Annotated in this window: 17 protein-coding genes, 1 tRNA gene and 2 pseudogenes; 7 read left to right on the top strand and 13 right to left on the bottom strand. The window is 65.9% G+C overall.

Annotated features, from left to right (window positions below):
- The first annotated feature begins 19 nt into the window (after positions 1-19).
- Entirely contained in the window at positions 20-919 is a 900-nt protein-coding gene (mmsB, locus tag ACWHMB_RS14525; RefSeq protein WP_292998717.1) for a 3-hydroxyisobutyrate dehydrogenase, read from the top strand.
- A gap of 37 nt (positions 920-956) precedes the next feature.
- Complete coding sequence (locus tag ACWHMB_RS14520) at positions 957-1,613, top strand: hypothetical protein (protein ID WP_292998719.1); 657 nt, start codon at positions 957-959, stop codon at positions 1,611-1,613.
- Here ACWHMB_RS14520 and ACWHMB_RS14515 read toward each other — a convergent pair.
- Together ACWHMB_RS14515 and glyA (ACWHMB_RS14510) are read right to left on the bottom strand one after the other, a co-directional pair.
- A complete protein-coding gene (locus ACWHMB_RS14515) occupies positions 1,607-2,215 on the bottom strand; it encodes a hypothetical protein (RefSeq protein WP_292998721.1) in 609 nt (202 codons plus the stop codon). The genes ACWHMB_RS14520 and ACWHMB_RS14515 overlap by 7 nt on opposite strands.
- Before the next feature lie 4 nt (positions 2,216-2,219).
- A pseudogene (glyA, locus tag ACWHMB_RS14510) lies at positions 2,220-2,579 on the bottom strand (serine hydroxymethyltransferase); the annotation flags it as partial.
- Between the two features lie 120 nt (positions 2,580-2,699).
- Between glyA (ACWHMB_RS14510) and ACWHMB_RS14505 the strand changes: the two are divergent.
- Positions 2,700-3,818, top strand: a complete 1,119-nt coding sequence (locus tag ACWHMB_RS14505; protein WP_373716161.1) for an IS110 family transposase — start codon at positions 2,700-2,702, stop codon at positions 3,816-3,818.
- A 250-nt stretch (positions 3,819-4,068) separates the two neighbouring features.
- On the opposite strand, the pseudogene glyA (ACWHMB_RS14500) reads toward ACWHMB_RS14505, so the two are convergent.
- The 5 genes and pseudogenes from glyA (ACWHMB_RS14500) to msuE all read right to left on the bottom strand — a co-directional run.
- Positions 4,069-4,209: pseudogene (gene glyA / locus ACWHMB_RS14500) on the bottom strand (serine hydroxymethyltransferase); the annotation flags it as partial.
- 16 nt (positions 4,210-4,225) lie between these two features.
- A complete protein-coding gene (metE, locus tag ACWHMB_RS14495) occupies positions 4,226-6,517 on the bottom strand; it encodes a 5-methyltetrahydropteroyltriglutamate--homocysteine S-methyltransferase (RefSeq protein WP_292998725.1) in 2,292 nt (763 codons plus the stop codon).
- A gap of 268 nt (positions 6,518-6,785) precedes the next feature.
- On the bottom strand, positions 6,786-7,811 hold the full coding sequence (locus ACWHMB_RS14490) for a methionine synthase (protein ID WP_292998727.1): 1,026 nt from the start codon (positions 7,809-7,811) through the stop codon (positions 6,786-6,788).
- An 85-nt stretch (positions 7,812-7,896) separates the two neighbouring features.
- Positions 7,897-8,880, bottom strand: a complete 984-nt coding sequence (locus ACWHMB_RS14485; RefSeq protein ID WP_292998729.1) for a DUF1852 domain-containing protein — start codon at positions 8,878-8,880, stop codon at positions 7,897-7,899.
- Positions 8,881-8,925: 45 nt separating this feature from the next.
- Entirely contained in the window at positions 8,926-9,507 is a 582-nt protein-coding gene (msuE, locus tag ACWHMB_RS14480; protein ID WP_366943792.1) for an FMN reductase, read from the bottom strand.
- A 163-nt stretch (positions 9,508-9,670) separates the two neighbouring features.
- Between msuE and ACWHMB_RS14475 the strand changes: the two genes are divergently transcribed.
- Complete coding sequence (locus tag ACWHMB_RS14475; RefSeq protein WP_373716163.1) at positions 9,671-10,582, top strand: LysR family transcriptional regulator; 912 nt, start codon at positions 9,671-9,673, stop codon at positions 10,580-10,582.
- Complete coding sequence (locus ACWHMB_RS14470; RefSeq protein ID WP_292998733.1) at positions 10,579-11,271, top strand: epoxyqueuosine reductase QueH; 693 nt, start codon at positions 10,579-10,581, stop codon at positions 11,269-11,271. Before ACWHMB_RS14475 ends, ACWHMB_RS14470 begins: the two co-directional genes overlap by 4 nt.
- 73 nt (positions 11,272-11,344) lie before the next feature.
- Here ACWHMB_RS14470 and ACWHMB_RS14465 read toward each other — a convergent pair whose 3' ends face one another.
- From ACWHMB_RS14465 to trxB, 6 genes are all read right to left on the bottom strand, one after another.
- A complete protein-coding gene (locus ACWHMB_RS14465) occupies positions 11,345-13,270 on the bottom strand; it encodes a tyrosine-type recombinase/integrase (RefSeq protein WP_292998734.1) in 1,926 nt (641 codons plus the stop codon).
- 239 nt (positions 13,271-13,509) lie between these two features.
- A tRNA-Gly gene (locus ACWHMB_RS14460) sits at positions 13,510-13,583 on the bottom strand.
- A 17-nt stretch (positions 13,584-13,600) separates the two neighbouring features.
- Positions 13,601-14,908 carry a hydroxysqualene dehydroxylase HpnE gene (gene hpnE / locus ACWHMB_RS14455; RefSeq protein ID WP_377484147.1) on the bottom strand — a complete coding sequence of 436 codons (1,308 nt, stop codon included), beginning with the start codon at positions 14,906-14,908 and terminating at the stop codon, positions 13,601-13,603.
- A gap of 102 nt (positions 14,909-15,010) precedes the next feature.
- Positions 15,011-15,853, bottom strand: coding sequence for a presqualene diphosphate synthase HpnD (gene hpnD, locus ACWHMB_RS14450; RefSeq protein WP_377483868.1), 843 nt, complete (start codon positions 15,851-15,853; stop codon positions 15,011-15,013).
- A 12-nt stretch (positions 15,854-15,865) separates the two neighbouring features.
- Positions 15,866-16,729 (bottom strand): squalene synthase HpnC, encoded by an 864-nt coding sequence (gene hpnC, locus ACWHMB_RS14445; protein WP_377483866.1) that lies wholly within the window; start codon positions 16,727-16,729, stop codon positions 15,866-15,868.
- Positions 16,726-17,679 (bottom strand): thioredoxin-disulfide reductase, encoded by a 954-nt coding sequence (gene trxB, locus ACWHMB_RS14440; RefSeq protein ID WP_377483863.1) that lies wholly within the window; start codon positions 17,677-17,679, stop codon positions 16,726-16,728. Before trxB ends, hpnC begins: the two co-directional genes overlap by 4 nt.
- Positions 17,680-17,871: 192 nt before the next feature.
- On the opposite strand from trxB, the gene ACWHMB_RS14435 reads away from it, so the two are divergent.
- Positions 17,872-18,546 carry a Crp/Fnr family transcriptional regulator gene (locus tag ACWHMB_RS14435; RefSeq protein ID WP_377483861.1) on the top strand — a complete coding sequence of 225 codons (675 nt, stop codon included), beginning with the start codon at positions 17,872-17,874 and terminating at the stop codon, positions 18,544-18,546.
- Positions 18,547-18,620: 74 nt separating this feature from the next.
- On the top strand, positions 18,621-20,960 hold the full coding sequence (locus ACWHMB_RS14430) for a DNA translocase FtsK (protein WP_447648571.1): 2,340 nt from the start codon (positions 18,621-18,623) through the stop codon (positions 20,958-20,960).
- Positions 20,961-21,032 lie beyond the last annotated feature (72 nt).

The following is a 21,032-nucleotide window of genomic DNA, read 5'->3' as shown; positions in this document are numbered from 1 at the left end:
CACATACGGAGACAAGACCATGACGACACCTCACATCGCCTTTTTGGGCCTGGGCAACATGGGCGGCCCGATGGCCGTGAACCTCGCCAAGGCCGGCTACGCGATCCATGCCTTCGACCTCAGCTCTGAGGCCTGCGCGAAGGCCGCAGGGCAGCCGGGCGTCACCATCGCCGCATCGGCCGCCGCGGCCGTGGACGCAGCCGAGATCGTCATCTCTATGCTGCCGGCCAGCAGACATGTGGAGTCGCTGTACTTGGGCGACGATGGCCTGCTCACCATACTGTCCCACGGCACGCTGGTTATTGACTGCAGCACCATTGCACCAGCGTCGGCGTTCAAGGTGTCGCAGGCCGCTGCCGCGCGCGGCGTGGCGATGCTGGACGCCCCAGTCTCCGGTGGTACGGCCGGAGCCGCCGCTGGCACGCTGACCTTCATCGTCGGCGGAGAAGCCCAGGTTCTGGAGCGCGCGCGGCCAGTTCTCCTGGCCATGGGCAAGAACATCTTCCATATGGGCAGCAACAGCGCCGGCCAAGTCGCCAAGCTGTGCAACAACATGGCGCTGGGCGTCATCATGGCCGTCACTGGCGAGGCGCTCGCGCTGGGTGTCGCGCATGGACTGGACGCCAAAGTGCTGTCGCAGATGATGGCCGTCAGCACCGGCCGCAGTTGGGCCACCGAGGTCTGCAACCCCTGGCCCGGCGTGCTGGAGAACGCGCCAGCGTCGCGCGGCTACACGGGCGGCTTCGGCAACGACCTGATGCTGAAAGACCTGGGCTTGGCGGTCGAGGCGGCGATGGGCGTCGGTGCGACGATCCCGCTGGGCGAGCTGGCACGCAACCTCTACGCACTGAACAAACAGGCTGGCCGCGGCAGCCTGGACTTCTCCAGCGTGGTCAAACTTGTCAGCGAGAAGGTCTAATCTGCTTCGCCACGGCAGGGGCCGTCACAATGAATAGATGACTTCCAGCACCTCGCTTTCACGCGCCTGGATGCGTCTGCCCTCCGGTGCACACCTCGATCTGATCAATCCGAGTCCTGACACATGGACCGACATGGACTTGGCGGTGCGCCTGTCGCGCACGGCGCGCTGGGGCGGCGAATCCGCCTGGCCGCTGCCCCTGTCAGTCGCGCAGCATTCGCTGCTGGTGTTGGAACTGCGGCGCATGGCCGCATCAGGCCCGCTGAGCCCCGAGGAAGAACTGTTGGAAGTGCTGCACGACGCGGAAGAGGGGTTTCTGGGGTTCGACTGCATATCGCCGCTCAAGGCAGTTCTGGGTGAGCCCTTCCGCGCGGTTGCCAACCGCCTTATGCAGGTCGTTGCACAGCGCTACGAACTGCCGCCCTGGACACCCGAACGCTACCGGCTGCACAAGCAGGCCGATCTGGCGGCGGCGGCCAGCGAAGCGGTGCATTGCGTGGGCTGGACTCACGGGGAGGTTCGCGACATCCTGCGAATCGAAGCGCCCATCATCGACGCTGATCCGCTGGCCGCCCGGTATGGCGGTGTGCCATGGGCGCCGTGGCGTCTCGACGTGGCGGCGCAACGGTTCCATGATGTGCTGCAAGACGCGTGTGCCCGTCGCAGCACCCCGCAAGCCTCCGATCCTCAGTGACGCGACGATGCTGGCTGCAACAGCCGCACACCATCAAGCAGCCGGCAGGCTTGGCATCGACAAGCGTCAGGCAGGCGCGGCAGCGCGGGCTCCAGCATCTCGCACACCACCGCCAGCAATCGGAGGTGCATAGTCCACGCACCGTTGCGCCCATGGGGCAGGCGCATGCGCTTGGCAAGCGCCATGACCCGGTGCGATGCGTCGAGGCGGTGTAGGGCGCTGGCGCCGGGGTCGGTGGCTGCGAGCCACCTGCACAGCAGGAGAGTGGATTCTGCTTGCCGCATCTCCACTGCCATCGTGATCGCGTGCGCCAACTCATCCGGCCGAAGCGCTTCTGGCCGCTGCGCGAGCCGCTCCATCCACGGACGCGCTGCCCGCTTGCTGCCCAGTTGCGCGCAGACGATCAGGATACCTAGTTGCAACTGGGCTGCGTTCGCATACCTCTTGCGCAGAGCATCCCGGTAGATCCGCTCGATCTGGTTCGGCTGGCCTGATCCGAGCGCATGTGCCACCTCGGCGCGAAAGGCCGCGCTCCAGTCCACCGCGGCTACGCGCCCCGCATACTTGGCTGCATCATGTTGGCTGGCGCGACCGGCAAGCATCGACTCATTTATAGACAGGGAAGCGCCTCGTCAGCGCAGCAACTTGTTCCCGCACGCGCTGGATTCTGTCAGCATTATGCGGTGCATCCAGTACGTCGGCCACGAGGTTGCCTACCAAGCGTGCCTCATCCTCGCAGAAACCGCGTGTCGTCATGGCGGGCGTGCCCAAGCGGATGCCCGAGGTCACGAACGGCTTCTCTGGGTCGCTCGGGATCGCATTCTTGTTGCCCGTGATGCGCGCCTCGCCGAATGCCTTCTCTGCCTCCATGCCGGCAATCTTCTTGGCACGCAAGTCCAGCATGACGTGGCTTTCCGTGCGGCCGGAGATGATGCGCAAACCGCGCGCGATCAGCGTCTTGGCTAGACATCATGGTCGCTCGCCGGCTGCGGCGAAGGCTCGTCTCCAGTATCGTGGGTTGCGCACCGAGGTGTGCCGAGCCACATGCGGCAGGGCGGGCCAGCCGCAGCGTTAAGGAGACGAGCCATGGACGAGCGTATCAAGTTCTTCGTCGGTCTGGACGCCCACAAGGACACGATTGCGGTGGCGGCTTGCGAAGCCGGACGTGAACCGGCTCGCTTTGCCGGCACGCTGGGGCCGGATGTGCGGGCACTGCTGAAGGTACTGGGCAAGGCAGGAGATCCTGCTGCGGTGAGTGTGGTGTACGAAGCCGGCCCGACGGGCTACGGGCTGTACCGCGAGCTGAGCCGGCGCGGCTACCACTGCGAGATCATCGCGCCCACCCTGATCCCACGGCGAGCCGGCGAGCGCATCAAGACCGACCGGCGCGACTGCCTGCGGCTGGCGGAGTTGTCGCGCTCAGGCGAACTCAAGCCGATCTGGGTGCCCGACGAAGCGCATGAGGCCATGCGCAACCTGTGGCGTGCCCGCGAGGATGCAGTGGGCATGCGGCTGAAGGCGCGTCAGCAGCTCAAGGCCTTCTTGCTACGTCATGGCCGGCGCTATCCGGGCAAGACCTCGTGGACCAAGAGCCACGAGCGCTGGATCAGCGATCAACGCTTCGACCACCAAGGTGACCGCATTGCCCTGGGGGAGTATCAGTTGGCGCAGCAGTCGGCTGAACAACGCGTGCAGCGGTTGACCACTGCGCTGACCGAGGCGGCTGCAGGCTGGCGGCTGGAGCCGGTCGTGGCGGCGCTGCGTGCCCTGCGTGGCATCGACACGGTCAGCGCCATCGGCCTGGTGGCCGAGATCGGGGATTTCCGCCGCTTCGGCACGGCACGCCAGTTCATGGGATACCTCGGGCTCGTGCCATCAGAGCACTCCAGCGGCAACAGCATTCGTCGCGGCTCGATCACCAAGACCGGCAACGCTCACGCCAGGCGGCTGCTGACCGAGGCGGCTTGGAACTACCGGTTCCCAGCGCGCCTGAGCCAAGCGCTGCGCGAACGCAGCAATGCCCTGCCCGAGGCGGTGTGTCGACACGCCTGGAAGGCTCAACTGCGTCTATGCGGACGGTTCGCACGTCTGTCTTCGCGGGGCGTGCAGACCAACAAGGTCTGTGTCGCGGTGGCACGCGAGCTGGCCGGCTTCGTTTGGGCCATCGCCCAACAGGCATCGTTGCCCACAACCCCGCCGCATTGAGCGGCGTCCCTGTAGCAAGCGGCCTGCGGTGATGCGGCACGCATCACGACGGGAAGAACCCTCGCCGGCACTATCCACAGAAAGGCCTTCGGGCAACCTGCGCTGCTAGACGGAGGTAGCTTCCATGACGGATCGATGCTGGGCGGTAACCAACCCGCGGATATCAGACTGATCCATCGTCGCTGCAACCGACTCGTGCCGCATCACCCCAAGCCGCTTGTCCAAAGGATCAAACAGCCAGCATTGACGAAAGCGACCATATCAGTACCTTGGCGTTCTTGATAACCTGTTCCTGGTAGATATTGAACTCGGGCGCTAATGCCTCCTTGAAGGCTACGGCCTTGCCAGCGATGACGTGCATCGGCGGTCCGCCCTGGATACCGGGGAAGATGGGCTCCGCGTGAGGTTTAGACGGACTGACGCAGCGTCTTCGCAGCCGCGACCATGTTGGTCAACGCCGGAATCACCTCGGCCCACTGGCGAGTCTTCAGGCCGCAGTCCGGGTTGACCCACAGCCGCTCAGCGGGAATGCGCTCCGCAGCTTTCTTCATGAGCTGGACGATATGCTCCTGCGTTGGAATATTGGGCGAGTGGATGTCATAGACGCCTGGACCGATCTCGTTGGGGTACTTGAAGCTGTCGAAAGCATCCAGCAACTCCATGTCCGAGCGCGAGGTCTCAATCGTGATGACGTCGGCGTCCATGTCGGCGATGGACGCGATGATGTCGTTGAACTCCGAGTAGCACATGTGGGTGTGGATCTGGGTCTCGTCACCCACGCCGTTGGCAGTGATGCGGAAGGATTCGACGGCCCAGTCCAGGTACTCCTGCCATTGCGACTTGCGCAGCGGCAGGCCCTCGCGCAGCGCGGCCTCGTCGATCTGGATCACGCGAACACCGGCCTGCTCAAGGTCCAGTACCTCCTGGCGGATGGCCAGCGCGAGTTGCTTGCACGACGCCGAGCGAGGCTGGTCGTCGCGCACGAAGGACCAGTTCAGTATCGTCACCGGGCCGGTCAGCATGCCCTTCATGGGCTTCTTGGTGAGCGACTGGGCATAGGTGATCCACTCCACCGTCATCGCCTTCGGGCGGCTGATGTCGCCGAACAGGATCGGCGGCTTGACGCAGCGCGAGCCGTAGGACTGCACCCAACCGAACTGGCTGAAGGCGTAGCCGTCGAGTTGCTCCCCGAAGTATTCGACCATGTCGTTACGCTCGGCCTCGCCGTGCACCAGCACGTCCAGTTCCAGCTTTTCCTGCTCGCGCACGCTGCGCTCGATCTCGGCCCGCATCGCGGCCTGGTAGCCCAGGTAGTCCAGGCAGCCGGCCTTAAATTCGCTGCGCGCGTGGCGGATTTCGGCGGTCTGCGGGAAGGAGCCGATAGTGGTTGTCGGGTACGCCGGCAGCTTGAGGAATCCCGCCTGCTTGGCCGCACGATTGGCGTAGGCGCTTTTGCGCTGGCCCATGTCGACGTTGACGCGGGCTACCGCGGCCTCCACCGCCGGGTTGTTCACGCGCGGCGAGGCGCGGCGGGCAGCCAGCGCAGCCTGGTTGGCTGCCAGCGCGTCCTGGACCGCAGCTCGGCCTTCGCGCAGGGCCTTGCCGAGCACGCGCAGTTCTTCGAGCTTCTGCAGCGCGAAGGCCAGCCAGGACTTGACCTCGGCGTCCAGCTTCTGCTCGCTCGCGAGGTCCACTGGCACATGCAGCAGCGAGCACGACGGCGCGATCCACAAGCGCTCACCCAGCCGCTCGACCAGCGGCTCGATCCAGTCGAGCACGGCCGCCAAGTCGGTCTTCCAGATATTGCGACCATTGATGACGCCCAGCGACAGCACCTTGTGAGCCGGCAGAAGGTTGATCAGGGTCTGCACGCCCTCACGGTCGTTGATGGCATCAATGTGCAGTCCAGCTACCGGCAGGCCGGCCGCGAGGTAGGCGTTTTCCTGTAGCTGACCGAAATAGGTCGCCAGGAGCAGCTTGACCTTGGCGTCCTTGAGCTGGTGGTAAGCCGTGTTGAGGGCGTGCTGCCAGTCGGCATCGAGTTCCGTCACAAGGATGGGTTCGTCGACCTGCACCCATTCGACGCCCTGCGCCGCCAGCGTGTCCAGCAGCTCGGCGTACACGGGGAGCAGGCGCTCCAGCAGGGCCAGCTTGTTCGAGTCGTCCTTAGCCTTGCCGATCGCCAGATAGGTCACTGGTCCAATGATCACCGGCTTTGCCTTCAACCCCTGCGCCCTGGTTTCGGCTAACTGCTCCAGCAGGCGCGAAGCGTCGAGCATGAACGCTGTGGCGGCGGTGAACTCGGGGACGATGTAGTGGTAGTTGGTGTCAAACCACTTGGTCATCTCGCCAGCGGCCACGCTGCCGCAGCATGCCGCATGGTCGTCGATACCCTTAGCCGAGCGGCCGCGCGCCACGCGGAAGTAGTTGTCCAGCGGATCGCCGTGGAAGCCCTGCACCCGCTCGGGCAGGTTGCCCAGTGTGAAGCTCATATCCAGCACCTGGTCGTAAAAGGCGAAATCGCCCACAGGCACCAGGTCCAGGCCGGTCTGGTTCTCCCAGTTGCGCTGGCGTAGCTGCGCACCCAGGGCCTTGAGTTCGTCGAGCGAGGACTCGCCATTCCAGTAAGACTCCAGCGCGAACTTCAGTTCGCGCTTGGCGCCGATGCGGGGGAAACCGAGGTTATGGATCGTCGTCATGGTCTGCTCTCAAAACAGGAAACGTGGAATGACGCAAATCCTAGGGAAGCCAGACAATGAAGTAAAATGGTCTTATCTCACATATCCATGAATTCTGCTCAATTGTTCTGGAGCACATCCATCGGGCCATCGGGCCATCGGGCCATCGGGCCATCGGGCACGAGGTCGAGAAACAAGGTGTTGAGTTCCAGGCAATCCTGAGCCAGGGGCCTTGCCCGGTCACTCCGGATGGAATCAAAAGTTTGGGCGTGACGAGACCGGGCCTGCGTCACATCCCAGTGAACCGCTCCTTTGCCAGCCTCGTGCCTTCTGCCAGCGCTTTCAGCTTGCGCCACGCCACGTCCCGCCCCATAGGCGCCAGGCCGCAATTCGTGCATGGGAACAGCCGCTCCTTCGGCACGAACTCCAGCGCCCGGCCGATGGTGTCAGCAACTTCCTCGGGTGTCTCGACCACGTCGCTGGCCACATCGATCACGCCTACCAGCACGTCCTTGCCTGCCAGCAGCTTCATCAGGTCGGGCGGCACATGGGAGTGGATGCATTCCAGGCTCACCTGGTCGATGCGGCTGCGGGCAAGCGCGGGGAACACCGCCTCATATTGGCGCCATTCGTCGCCCAGGGTGCTCTTCCAGTCGGTATTGGCCTTGATGCCGTAGCCATAGCAGATGTGCACCGCCGTCGTACAGGTCAAGCCCTCCGCCGCGCGCTCGACCGCCTGCACGCCCCAGTCGGCGGCATCTTGCATGTAGACATTGAAGGCGGGCTCGTCGAACTGGATGATGTCCACTCCGTCGGCCTGCAGCGCGAGCGCCTCCTGGTTGAGCAGTTCTGCAAACGCGAAGGCCATCTTGACCTTGTCGCCGTAGAAGCGGTCCGCCACGGTGTCGACGATGGTCATCGGGCCGGGCAAGGTGAACTTCAGCTTCTTCTTCGTGTGCGCGCGCGCCAGTTGCGCTTCGAAGGCATGCACGCGACCCTTCAGGCGCAGGGCCGACACCACCTGCGGGACCATCGCGTCGTAGCGGTTGTCGCGGATGCCCATCTTCACCTTGTGCTCGAAGTCGATGCCCTCGATCTGCTCCAGGAAGCCGTGCACGAAGTGCTGTCGCGACTGCTCGCCGTCGCACACGATGTCCAGGCCTGCGTCTTCCTGGGCCTTGATCCACAGCAGGGTCGCATCGGCCTTGGCTTGCACAAGCGCATCGCCTTCGGCCCGCCACTGGGGCCAGAGCTTGTTGGTTTCGGCCAGCCAGGCGGGTTTTGGCAGGCTGCCGACGATGGAGGTTTCAAACATCTGAGGATTTCTTTCTAACAAGGATGAGGGTGGCGGGCGTACTTTGGGGACCGTTTTGCCCGATTTGCGAAGCAATGCGGTGGTGTCAGAGCGCGCAACTGGCAGCCCATTGTTCAAGAACGTTCTTGTACGGCTTGATGAAGTGCTCTTCCGCGAACTTCCCCTGCTTGACTGCCAGCTGGCTGCGTTCTTCCCGGTCGTAGACGATCTGCGTCAGCGAGTAGTCCTGGTTCTTCAGGCTCGGCTGGTAGAAGATGCCCGCCGCGGAGTTGGCGTTGTAGATCTCGGGGCGGTAGATCTTCTGAAAGGTCTCCATCGTGCTGATGGTGCCGATCAGCTCCAGATTCGTGTAGTCGTTCAGCAGGTCGCCGTGGAAGTAGAACGCCAACGGCGCGACGCCATTGGGCGGCATGAAGAAGCGGACCTGCATCCCCATCTTCGCGAAGTACTGGTCGGTGGAGGACAGTTCGTTCTGCTGGTACTCGGCGCCCAGGATGGGGTGCTGGTTGCCGGTCCGTCGGTAGGTCTTGCTGGTCGAGGCACTGATGCAGATGACGGGCGGCTTGTGGAAGCGCTCCTTGTAGGTGCGCGAGTTGGCGAATTGCTTGAACAGCTTGCCATGCAGGTCGCCAAAATCGTCCGGGGTACTGAATTCCGCGCGATCGGCGTTGTACCCCGGAAGCAGGACGCTGAAGTCGTAGTCGCGCACGTAGGAGGAGAAATTGTTTCCCACGATGCCGTCGATGCGTCGGTTCGTCTTCTTGTCGATGATGTAGGTCTTCAGGATCTCGATCAATGGAAATGCACCATGGCTGCTCTCGGCGTCCATGTTCATCTCGACGGACACGATCTCAAGCTCGACCGAGTAGCGGTCTCCCGTCGGATTGTCCCAATGCGCCAGGTCGTTAAAGCGATGGTCGATCATCCTCAGCGTGTTGCGCAGGTTCTGTTGCCGACTCGTCCCCCGGGCCAGGTTGGCAAAGTTGGTGGTGATGCGTGTGCTGTCCGAAGGGTGGTAGTTCTCATCGAAACAAATGCTTTTGAGGCTGAAAGTAAATTCTTCGTTCATGACGATCTGCTGCGCGGATGGTGGAGATGAAGGTCGATGCGTGCCTCAGGCCGCAAGCACTTCCTCGATCGGAGATGGCTTGGCATGGCGCGCCAGTTCGACCAGCGGCAATGCCCGTTGGACCGCCAGTCCGGCCCGGGCGATCAAGGCCTCGTCCCGCAGGCGGTAGTCGAAGAAATCCTTGTCGGTCGCGTAGACGCCCAGCGGCAATGTGCGTGCTTGGAAAAAGCTGAACAGCGGCCGCAGCTGGTGGTCGATCACCAGGGCATGACGCTCGCTGCCGCCTGTGGCCGCCAACAGGACGGGCTTGTCCACCAAGGCGTCCTGGTCGATGAAGTCGAAGAAGTGCTTGAACAAGCCCGTGTAGGAGCCGCGGAAGACCGGTGTCGCCACCACCAGAACATCGGCGCGCTCGACCGCCGCCAGTTCCCGCTCCACTGTATCGGGCAGTTGGGAGCGCCAGACGGCACCGGCGAGCTGCGGTGCGAGCTGACCCAGTTCGACCAGGCGCTGTTCGCACGGGACTTCTTCGGCGATCAGGTCCAGCAGGTGCTCTGCCAAGGCTGCCGACCTGGAGGGGCGTTGCAGCCCGCCGGACACCGCGACCAAGCGGAGTGGACGTGTCATCTTTGCTTTCATGAGGATGGGTTCGCGCCGCGCCGGGAAATTCGCCCGGCCTTGCCATGGCCGCTCCCAGAGTGCAAACGAACAATGGGAACGGATGGTATTGATGTGAGTCAATGAAGTAAAATGGTCTTATTTCAACAATCCATGAGCACGAGTCATTTGAATGCTTGAGCGCATCCACCTCAGCATCGTCCAGCAGGTCGAAAAGCAAGGGTCGTTGACGGCTGCCGCGGGCGTGTTGAACCTCACCCAGTCGGCCCTGAGTCACAGCATGAAGAAGCTGGAGCAACAATTGGGCACCGACATCTGGCTGCGCGAAGGCCGAAGCCTGCGCCTGACACAAGCCGGGCAGTACCTGCTGGCGGTGGCGAACCGTGTGCTGCCGCAACTGGACCTGGCCGAAGAGCGCCTAGGCCAGTTCGCGCAGGGCGAGCGCGGTGCGCTGCGCATCGGCATGGAATGCCACCCTTGCTACCAGTGGTTGCTCAAGGTGGTGTCGCCCTACTTGGCCGCATGGCCCGACGTGGATGTGGACGTCAAGCAGAAGTTCCAGTTCGGCGGGATCGGCGCGCTGTTCGGCTACGAGATCGACCTGCTGGTCACGCCTGATCCGCTCTACAAGCCGGGCCTGAAGTTCGAGCCGGTGTTCGACTACGAACAGGTATTGGTCGTGGCCAAGGGCCATGCCCTGGCTTCGGCGGCTTACGTGAAGCCCCAGCAGCTGACCCAAGAGGTGCTCATCAGCTATCCCGTGGACATCGAGCGCCTGGACATCTACAACCAGTTCCTGCTGCCGGCCGGTGTCACGCCCAAGCGCCACAAGGCCATCGAAACCACCGACATCATGCTGCAGATGGTGGCCAGCGGCCGCGGGGTGGCCGCCCTGCCGCGCTGGCTGGTCGAGGAGTACGCGGCCAAGATGGACGTGGTGCCCGTGCGGCTGGGTGCGCGCGGCATTGCCAAGCAGATCTTCCTGGGCGCGCGCGAGGCGGACACGGCCATCGACTACGTGCGGGCCTTCATCGAACTGGCCCGCCAGCCAGCCACCGCCACCGCGCGAGGAGCCAAAAGATGAACACCACCATCGAACGCAAACCGCTTGCGCTGCCCGGCGGCCATGACAAGGTGCTGCTGCATTCCTGCTGCGCGCCGTGCTCGGGCGAGGTCATGGAGGCCATGCTGGCCTCTGGCATCGACTACACCATCTTCTTCTACAACCCCAACATCCATCCGCTCAAGGAATACGAGCTGCGCAAGAACGAGAACATCCGCTTCGCCGAGCAGTTCGGCGTGCCCTTCATCGATGCCGACTACGATCGGGACAACTGGTTCGAGCGGGCCCGGGGGATGGAGCACGAGCCCGAGCGCGGCGTGCGCTGCACCATGTGCTTCGACATGCGCTTCGAGCGCACGGCGCTGTATGCGCATGAGCATGGCTTTCCGGTGATCACCAGTTCTCTGAGTATATCGCGTTGGAAGAACATGCAGCAGATCAACGACTGCGGCGTGCGTGCGGCGGCCAAGTACCCAGGTGTGATGTACTGGGAATACAACTGGCGCAAGGGTGGCGGCTCGGCGCGCATGATCGAGATCAGCAAGCGCGAGAACTTCTACCAGCAGGAATACTGCGGCTGTGTTTACTCGCTGCGGGACACCAACCGTCATCGCATCGCCTCGGGCCGACCACGCATCGAACTCGGCGTGCAGTTCTACGGCGAAGGAGCGACCACGGGCGAAAAGCCCAAAGACCCTGAAGCAGGTTGACGCTGGGCTGGATCACTCGCTATGTCTCCTATGAAGCGCCGCACCGTATCGAGGTACGGCCCAGTCTTGTGCCTCATGGCGCTACCAGGTCATCCGACACATCTGCCGTAATGGCGTCACGCACCAGCCGCTGCACGCGCTGCCGCACTTCCACCGGGATGTTGGAAGCCTCTGCGGGGTCGTCCACCGCGACGCTCCGCGCCGCGACCAGCCGCGCGGCCAGATGCAGGTTCTTCGGGCTGACGGCCTCGATGGCTGAGCGTCCGCCCAGCGCGTCATAGGACTGCAGGAGCGAGTGGTAGATGGACCAAGTGTCGAGACCCCGCGGCACCTGCTTGAGCACGGACTGCACGAGCCTGCGCTTGAGCGGATCGAGCTGCCAGTCCGGCACCCGCTGCCCCCGATGGCCCATGTGGATGGACAGCAGGTTGCCGGCCTGGATCTCATAGGTGATCCAGCGGCGCGACTTGCCCGCGAGCTTGGCGTAGTTCGCCACCGAAAGGTTGTGCGGCGCCTCGAAGGTCTCCAGCACCTGCAGGCGTTCGCGCTGCGCGTCCGACAGCCGCGGCCGGGCGTATTCGGGCATGCGCACGGCCGACAACCGCTGCACCGATGCCGGCGCTGTGGGCATATTGGGCGTCGGCGCGGTCACGATCAACTGCGGCGCGGTGAGGTCGACAACCGGCGGCTGCACGGCCGCCTGGCCGGCGATGGTCGGCAGACCTTGCAGCGTGATGGTCAGGTGGCGGCTGGCGATCTCGACCTGGTTCTGCTCGAACAGGTCCAGGCGATCCGCCCAATCCTGCATCATCACGCGGCGCTGCTCGACGTACTCGGCGTGGTTGTAGGTCGCGCTGATCTTGTCCGGGTCGGCGTGCGAGAGCTGGGCATCCACCCACTTCTTCGGGTAGCCGAGTTCGTTGAGCGCGGTCGAAATCGTCGCGCGGATGCCGTGCCCCGTGAGCTGGTCCTCGTAGCCCATGCGCTTGAGCGCGCCGTTGAACGTGTTCTCGCTGACGGTGTGCTTCAAGCACCAGTCGCCCGGGATGAGGTAGGCCTGGGCCGGCTTGCACTGGTCCAGCAGGTGGCGAACGATTTCCTGGGCCTGCACCGACAGTGGCACGATGTAGGGCGGGATGTCCACCAGGCGCTTGCGCTTCTTCTTCGTGAGTAGCGCGCGCTGCTTGAGCCTGGCCACCGGGATGATCCACAGGCCTTGCTCAAGGTCGAACTGGTCGGGCGTGGCGAAACGCAGCTCGCCGGTGCGCACGCCGGTGAGCATCAGCAGCCGAATGCCCAACTGCGTGTTCAGGCGCCCGCGGTACTTGCGCAGCGTCTGCAACATGATCGGCAGCTCTGGCATGCGTAGGAACGGGTTGTGTTCGACCGGCGGCAGCGGCAGCGCGACGACCTCCAAGTCCTTGGAGGGGTTGTCGTGCATGTTCGGGATCGCCACCGTGGCATAGGTGAACAGTTGGGTGAACCACGTCCTGAGCTTCTCGGCCACCGACAGCGAGCCGCGCTTTTCCACCTTGCCGATGATGTCCAGCAGGTGCGCGCGCGTGATGTCGTAGATCGTCAGGTGGTGCAGCACCGGGAACACGTCTTTCTTGAAGACGCGGGCGATCTGCTCCAGGCTGGTCTGCCGTCCTTCCTCCAACGACAGCTTGCGATGTGCCAGCCACTGGTCATAGACCGCTTTGAACGTGTGTTCGCCCGCCAACACGATGGCGTGGCGCTTGCGCTTGCGTTCGGTGTGCGGGTTGACGCCCTTGGCGAGCAGCGTGCGGGCTCCATCACGAAGCTCGCGCGCCTCCTTCAGGGAGAGGGCCGGGTAGCTGCCGAAGGACATGCGATCGCGCTTGCCGCCCCACGTGAAGCGGAAGTGCCAAGCCTTGGCGCCGTTGGCGGAAACGAAGAGGGAGAGGCCGTCGGCATCGGCCAGCGTGTACGGTTTGCCGGTCGTCTTGGCCTGACGAACCATGAGGTCTGAGAGCATGAGCCCAACTCCTGAGAATCGAGTTGGCTGCATGGTCCTGTTCGTCCCCGCGCTCCTCCAGCAAGAATGCGAAAGTGGGAAGCTCCGCGTTCCGATGTACCACTTGATGTACCGCTTTGTACCGGCAGTCAGTGGTTTTCGCTGGCAGTCACTGGATTCAACGATGGCGAAAAAGCTGAACCGTGACAATCACTTGCGACACTCCATGGTCTTTTCTGGAAGTCCGTGGAAAGTCGAAGTGGAGCGGGTGAAGGGAATCGAACCCTCGTATGAAGCTTGGGAAGCTGCCGTTCTGCCATTGAACTACACCCGCTCAGGCAAGCGCCGATTCTAGCGGAGCGCTTCGGCCGCCTGGCGTCCGCTGCGCACGGCGCCCTCCAGCGTAGCGGGGTAGGGGCCGTCGACGTAATCACCGCAGGCGAGCAGGCCCGGCGCGATGCGGGCCGGCGGGCGCTGCAGCGCGGCGCTGCAGGCGAAGGTGGCGCGCTTTTCGGTCACGGTCAGCAGGGGCTGCACGGCCAGGCCCAGTTCGCGCTGCGCCTGGGCGACGACGGCGGCCTGCAGCGCCGCGCGCTCGCCGGCGCTGTCGCTGACGACGAAGGCCAGCAGCCCGGTCGGCTCGCGCGTGCCGGTGATGGCGTCGCGGTCGAACACGAACTGGGCCGGTGCATCGGTGCCGCTGCGCAGGGCCAGCATGGGCCGCGGCAGCAGGCTGGCGGTGGTGGCTGTGAGCGCCTGGGCATAGACCGTGGTGATGGCGCGATGCTTCAGTCGGGCTGTGCTGGCGCACCAGTCCTGCATCGCAGGTGCTATGCTATTGAAAGCTGCCGGTGCTGATTGGGCAAGGGCTTGAGCCGCATTCGATGCTGAAGTGGCCCAGATCACGCGCTCGAAGGCCTGTCCGCCCACGCTCCAGTGCGGCCCTTGCGCATGCAGCGCGTCGACGCGCTCGCCGCAGCGCAGCACGGCGCCGCGCTGCTGCAGCCAATGCAAGGCGGCATGCGGCAGCAGCGCGCCCAAATCGACGCGCGCCAGCAGCAGGTTGGAATGGCCGCGCCCGCCCAGCAGCGCGTCGTGCAGCACGCGCAGAAAGACCCGGCCGCTGGCCTGCTGGACGGGGGTGTTGAGCGCGGCCACGCACAGCGGCTCGATGAACTCGGTCATCAGGCGTGGGGGCAGGGTGCGGCACAGCGCCGCCACGGTCATGTCCGGCGGGCAAGCAAAACCGGCCCGGCGCCAGCCGAGGGATGCACGCAGCAGGGCCAAACGCTCGCTCCACCGCCAGCCGCGGGCGCGCAGGATGCCGGCCAGCGCGTCCCATGGTGGCGGCCCGTCGGGCAGCTGCAGGCCGCTGCCGTCGGCAAAGCGCAGGGCCAGCGGCAGGCGCAGCAGGGCGCTTGCGGGGTCGACGCCGACCGTGCGCATCAGGCGCAGGCTTTCGGTGTAGGCGCCGATCAGGATGTGCTGGCCGTTGTCGACCATCACCTCGCGCCCGTCGGGCAGGCGCAGCGGCACGCCGCGCGCGCGCCCGCCCGGCTGGCGCGCGGCCTCGAACACGGTGACCGCGTGGCCGGCCTGCACGGCCTGCACGGCGGCCGCCAGGCCCGCCCAGCCCGCGCCAACGACGGCGATGCGCAACGGCGCGGCGGCTTGGGCGTTCATGAGTCGAAAAGGGTTGCAGCCCGCATGCAGAAAGCGCGAGCAGCTATCGAATCAGGAATCATCGCGGTCGAAGCGAAATCAGAAGCGCCCGAGTGCCTGCATCTTCCAGGCCAGCCAGAACTTGCGCAGCGGCGTGAGCTGGATGCGCTGGTGCAGCACCCGAAAGTCGCTGGCCTCGATCTCGCGCAGCAGGGTGCGGTAGATGCTGGCCATCATCAGGCCGGGCTTCTGGCTGCGGCGGTCGGCGGCGGGCAGCAGGGCCAGCGCCTCGTCGTACAGGCCGTGGGCGCGCTGGGCCTGAAAGCGCATCAGCGCCGCGAAGCGCCCGGAATATTCGCCCTGCAGGATTTCGTCGGCGCGCACCTCGAAGCGCTGCAGCTCGCTGGTGGGCAGGTACAGGCGCTCGCGCCGCGCGTCCTCGCCCACGTCGCGGATGATGTTGGTGAGCTGAAACGCCAGGCCCAGCCGGTGCGCGTAGGCGGTGGTGGCCGGGTCGGTCTGGCCGAAGATGCGCGCCGACACCTCGCCCACCACGCCGGCCACCCGGTGGCAGTAGCGCTGCAGCTCGTCGAAGTCGAAGTAGCGCGTGGGCTGCAGGTCCATCTGGCAGCCCTCGATGACGTCCAGCAGCGGGCGCGGCTCGATGCCGAACGCGGCGGCGTGCGGCATCAGCGCCTGCATCACCGGGTGCGTGGGCCGGCCCTCGAAGGCGCTGCGCACCTCGCCCTGCCACCAGGCCAGCTTGGCGGCGGCCACGCCGGGGTCGCTCACGCTGTCGGCCACGTCGTCGACCTCGCGGCAAAAGGCATAGAAGGCGGTGATGGCCGCGCGCCGCGCCGGCGGCAAAAACAGAAAGGCGTAGTAAAAGCTGCTGCCCGAGGCGGCGGCCTTTTGCTGGACGTAGTCTTGCGGCGTGCTCACGGGGGGCGATTGTCACATTCGCAGCATGCGCCAGGCGATGGCGGGTGCGTCCCCCGCGCGCAGGCGCGGGCGCTGGCGCAGCACCTGCGCGCCCAGCGCCTCGACCCGCTCCAGCACGCGCAGGCCGCCCTGCGCCACGGCGCGCAGCTCCCAGCCGGCGCGGCCGGGCACGCGATGCACCAGTTGCAAGCCTTTTTGCATGCTGGCGCCCGCCTGGCGAGCGCAGGCAGCTATCAATTCAGTGGTTTTCTGGTCGGGTTGCAGCGCCGCGAACTGGGTCGCCGGATCGCTGATGAAGAGGCCCTGCGCGGCGCATTCGGCCAGCGGCAGGTAGTAGCGCCCGCGCGGAATGTCCACGGACAGGTCCTGCCAGAAATTGATGAGTTGCAGCGCGGTGCAGATGGCGTCGCTTTCGGCCAGCGCCTGCGCATCGCTCACACCGTACAGGTGCAGCAGCAGCCGGCCCACCGGGTTGGCCGAGCGGCGGCAGTAGTCCAGCAGCTCGGGCCAGTCGGCGTAGGCGGCGCCGCGCTCGGTCTTGGCCACGTCCTGCTCGAAGGCCGAGAGCAGATCGTGCAGCGGCTGCACCGGCAGGGCGAAGGCGCGGATTTGCGCCGCCAGCGGCTGGAACACCGCTGCTGCCCAGCGCGGCGAGGGCTGCGCGCCGCGGGCGATGGCGTGCAGGTCCTCGCGGTACGCGGTCAGGTCGGCCAAGCGCCGGGCCGCGGGGGCGTCGCCCTCGTCGGCCAGGTCGTCGGCCGTGCGGGCGAAGTGGTAGATGGCCGCGATCGGCGCGCGCAGACGCGGCGGGCACAGCCACGAGGCGACCGGGAAGTTCTCGTAGTGGTCGACGGGCCGTGTGCCGGCGGCGCTCAAGAGGCGTTTTGCTCCAGAAAGCGCTGGGCGTCGAGCGCGGCCATGCAGCCGGTGCCGGCGCTGGTGATGGCCTGGCGGTAGACGTGGTCCTGCACGTCGCCGGCGGCAAACACGCCCGGCACGCTGGTTTGCGTGGCCATGCCCTGCAGGCCGCCCTGGGTGCGGATGTAGCCGTGCTCCATGGCCAGCTGGCCGCTGAAGATCTCGGAGTTGGGCGCGTGGCCGATGGCGATGAAGCAGCCCTTGAGCGCGATGTCCTCGGTGGCGCCGCTGTCCACATGGCGGATGCGGATGCCGGTGACGCCGCTGTCGTCGCCCAGCACCTCGTCCAGCACGTAGAAGGTCTTGAGCACGATCTTGCCGGCGGCCACCTTTTCCATCAGCTTGTCGACCAAGATGGGCTCGGCGCGGAACTTGTCGCGCCGGTGCACCAGGGTCACCTGGCGCGCGATGTTGGACAAATACAACGCCTCTTCGACCGCCGTGTTGCCGCCGCCGATGACGCACACGTCCTGCTGGCGATAGAAAAAGCCGTCGCAGGTGGCGCAGGCCGACACGCCGCGGCCCTTGAAGGATTCTTCCGAGTCCAGGCCCAGGTATTTGGCCGAGGCGCCGGTGGCGATGATCAGGCTGTCGCAGGTGTAGCTGCCGCTGTCGCCCGTGAGGGTGAAGGGGCGTTTGGACAGGTCGGCCGTGTGGATGTGGTCGAACACGATTTCGGTGGCAAAGCGCTCGGCGTGCGCCTGAAAGCGCTGCATCAGCTCGGGCCCCTGCACGCCCTCGACGTCGGCCGGCCAGTTGTCGACGTCGGTGGTGGTCATCAGCTGGCCGCCCGGGGCGATGCCCGAGATCAGCAGGGGCTGCAGGTTGGCGCGCGCGGCATAGACGGCGGCCGAATAGCCGGCGGGGCCGGAGCCGAGGATCAGGACTTTGGCGTGGCGGGTGGTCATGGATGAAGGCTGCAGTGGGTGCGTGAAGGGCGCTGGAAGGGGGTGAAAACCGGGCTGCGACCGGCCATGGCGCTCGGGCTCGCCCGGCCGGCAGGGCCCGCAAATGCTTGGAGCGCCTGCGAAGCCCGGGGATAATGCTCCCATTTTAAGAATAACCAACGAACGAAGTATTCGTCTGCCGGAGAAGTCTGAATGACCATGCTGTCCAGCCTGGATCTGATCCGCCGCGTGCCCCTGTTTTCGATGCTGACCGAGGCGCAGGCCGTCTCGGTGGCCGATGCGGTGGTCAAGCGGCGCTTCAAGCGCGGGGAGGCGATTGTCGAGCAGGGCCGCAAGTGCGACGCCCTGTTCATCCTGCTGAACGGCCGCGCCCGCGTGATGACGGCCGACGGGCGCGGGCGCGAGGTCATCCTGGCCACGCTGCGCCCGGGCGACCACATCGGCGAGATGAGCCTGATCGACGACCAGCCGCATTCGGCCACGGTGCGTGCCGAAGTGCAGACCGACGTGCTGGTGCTGGGCCGCACCGAGTTCGCGCGCTGCCTGCCCGAGAACTCGTCCATGGCCTACGCCATCATGCGCGCCCTGGTGCAGCGCCTGCGCCACGCCGACCGCAAGATCGAGTCGCTGGCGCTGCTGGACGTGTACGGCCGCGTGGCGCGCGCGCTGCTGGAGTTTTCGGTCGAAGACGGGCAGGGCGAGCGCGTGATCCGCGAAAAGGTCTCGCGCCAGGACCTGGCCAAGATGGTGGGCGCCTCGCGCGAGATGGTCAGCCGGGTGATGAAGGACCTGGAAGAGCGCGGCTTCATCCAGGCCCGGGACGACGGCTCGACCCGCATCCTGGAGCACCTGCACACCATCGGCTGAGGCGCGCGTGACGGGGCTTGCAGGCCGGGCGCGGCGGCATTCGCGTTAAGCTTGCGGCAGCCCTTATCCATCTCATGGCCTATCCCCTCAATACCTTCAACGCCGACGACCGCGCCCCGCCGCGGCGCACCTCGGTGCAGCGCTTTGCACAAGAAATCGCGCTGGTGGTCGGCCTGGCGCTGATCCTGTTCCTGACGCTGGCGCTGGCCAGCTATTCGCCCCTGGACGCCGCCTGGTCCACCTCGGGCGCGGGCGGCCCGGTGCACAACTGGGCCGGCATGCTGGGCGCCTGGCTGGCCGATCTGCTGTACGTGCTGCTGGGCTTTTCGGCCTGGTGGTGCGTGGCCGCCGCGGTGCGCGCCTGGGCCGCCGTGCTGCTGCGCTGGACGCAGGGGCAGGCCGGCGAAGGCGCCGGCAAGCCGCTGTCGCCCTGGGGCCTGCTGGCTTCGGTGCGCTGGACGTCCTGGCTGGGGCTGGCGCTGGTGCTGGCGGCCAGCTCGGGGCTGGAGTGGAGCCGCCTGTACCGCTACGACGACGTGCTGCCCGGCGCCGCCGGCGGCGTGCTGGGTTACCTGGGCGGGCCGCTGGCGCTCAAGTGGCTGGGCTTTACCGGCTCCACCCTGCTGGGCATCGCGGCGCTGATGGTGGGTGTGGCGCTGCTGTTTCGCTTCTCGTGGGGGCGCGTGGCCGAGCACATCGGCGCGGCGCTGTACGCGCTGATCGAGCGCCGCCGCTCGCGCAAGGCCATGGCCGAGGATGTGGCCCTGGGCCGCCAGGCCACGCGCGAGCGCGACGAGGTGCTGACGCAGGAGCGCGAGGTCGCGCACGAGCAGCCGCCCGCGCCGGTGCTGATCGAGCCCACGGTGGTGGATGTGCCCAAGAGCGAGCGCGTGGTCAAGGAGCGGCAAAAGCCCCTGTTCACCGAGCTGCCCGACAGCAAGCTGCCGCAGGTCGATCTGCTGGACGGCGCCGCCGCGCGCCAGGAAACGGTGGCGCCCGAGACGCTGGAGATGACCAGCCGCCTGATCGAGAAAAAGCTCAAGGACTTCGGCGTCGAGGTGCGCGTGGTGGCGGCCGCGCCCGGCCCGGTCATCACGCGCTACGAGATCGAGCCGGCCACGGGCGTCAAGGGCTCGCAGGTGGTCAACCTGGCCAAGGATCTGGCGCGCAGCCTGAGCCTGGTGTCGATCCGCGTGATCGAGACCATCCCCGGCAAGAACTACATGGCGCTCGAATTGCCCAACGCGCGGCGCCAGTCGATCCGCCTGTCCGAGATCCTGGGCTCGCAGGTCTACAACGACGCCAAGAGCCTGCTGACGGTGGGCTTGGGCAAGGACATCATCGGCAAGCCGGTGGTGGCTGACCTGGCCAAGATGCCGCACGTGCTGGTGGCCGGCACCACCGGCTCGGGCAAGTCGGTGGGCATCAACGCCATGATCCTGAGCCTGCTGTACAAGGCCGAGCCCAAGGACGTGCGCCTGCTGATGATCGACCCCAAGATGCTGGAGATGTCGGTCTACGAAGGCATTCCGCATCTGCTGGCGCCGGTGGTCACCGACATGAAGCAGGCCGCCAACGGCCTGAACTGGTGCGTCGCCGAGATGGAGCGCCGCTACAAGATCATGAGCAAGACCGGCGTGCGCAACGTGGCCGGCTTCAACCAGAAGATCGACGAGGCCAAGGCACGCGGCGAATTCATCTACAACCCCTTCAGCCTGACGCCCGAAGACCCCGAACCGCTGGAGCGCCTGCCGCACATCGTCGTCGTCATCGACGAGCTGGCCGACCTGATGATGGTGGTGGGCAAGAAGATCGAGGAGCTCATCGCCCGCCTGGCGCAAAAGGCGCGCGCCGCCGGCATCCACCTGATCCTGGCCACCCAGCGCCCCAGCGTGGACGTGATCACCGGCCTGATCAAGGCCAACATTCCCACGCGCATCTCGTTTCAGGTCAGCAGCAAGATCGACAGCCGCACCATCCTCGACCAGATGGGCGCCGAGGCCCTGCTGGGCATGGGCGACATGCTGTACCTGCCCAGCGGCACCGGCCTGCCCATTCGCGTGCACGGCGCCTTCGTCAGCGACGACGAGGTGCACCGCGTGGTCGACTACCTCAAGAGCCAGGGCGAGCCCAACTACATCGAGGGCGTGCTGGAGGGCGGCACCGTCGACGGCGACGAGGGCGGCCTGGGCGGCGGCGAGGACAGCGGCGGCGAGAAGGACCCGATGTACGACCAGGCCGTCGAGGTGGTGCTGAAAAACCGCAAGGCCAGCATCTCGCTGGTGCAGCGCCACCTGAAGATCGGCTACAACCGCGCCGCGCGCCTGGTCGAGGACATGGAAAAGGCCGGCCTCGTCAGCCCCATGACGGCCGACGGCAAGCGCGACATCCTGGTGCCGGCGCGCGCCGAGTGATGGCTCCGTTTCCGTCCGGCAAGCCGATGTTTCCACCGGTTGCCGGGCTGAACCTTCCTGCGGTTTGAACGA

The organism is Ottowia pentelensis, from assembly GCF_964341695.1.
The sequence above is the reverse complement of the archived record's forward strand: the minus strand, read 5'-3'. Positions and strand labels throughout refer to the sequence as shown.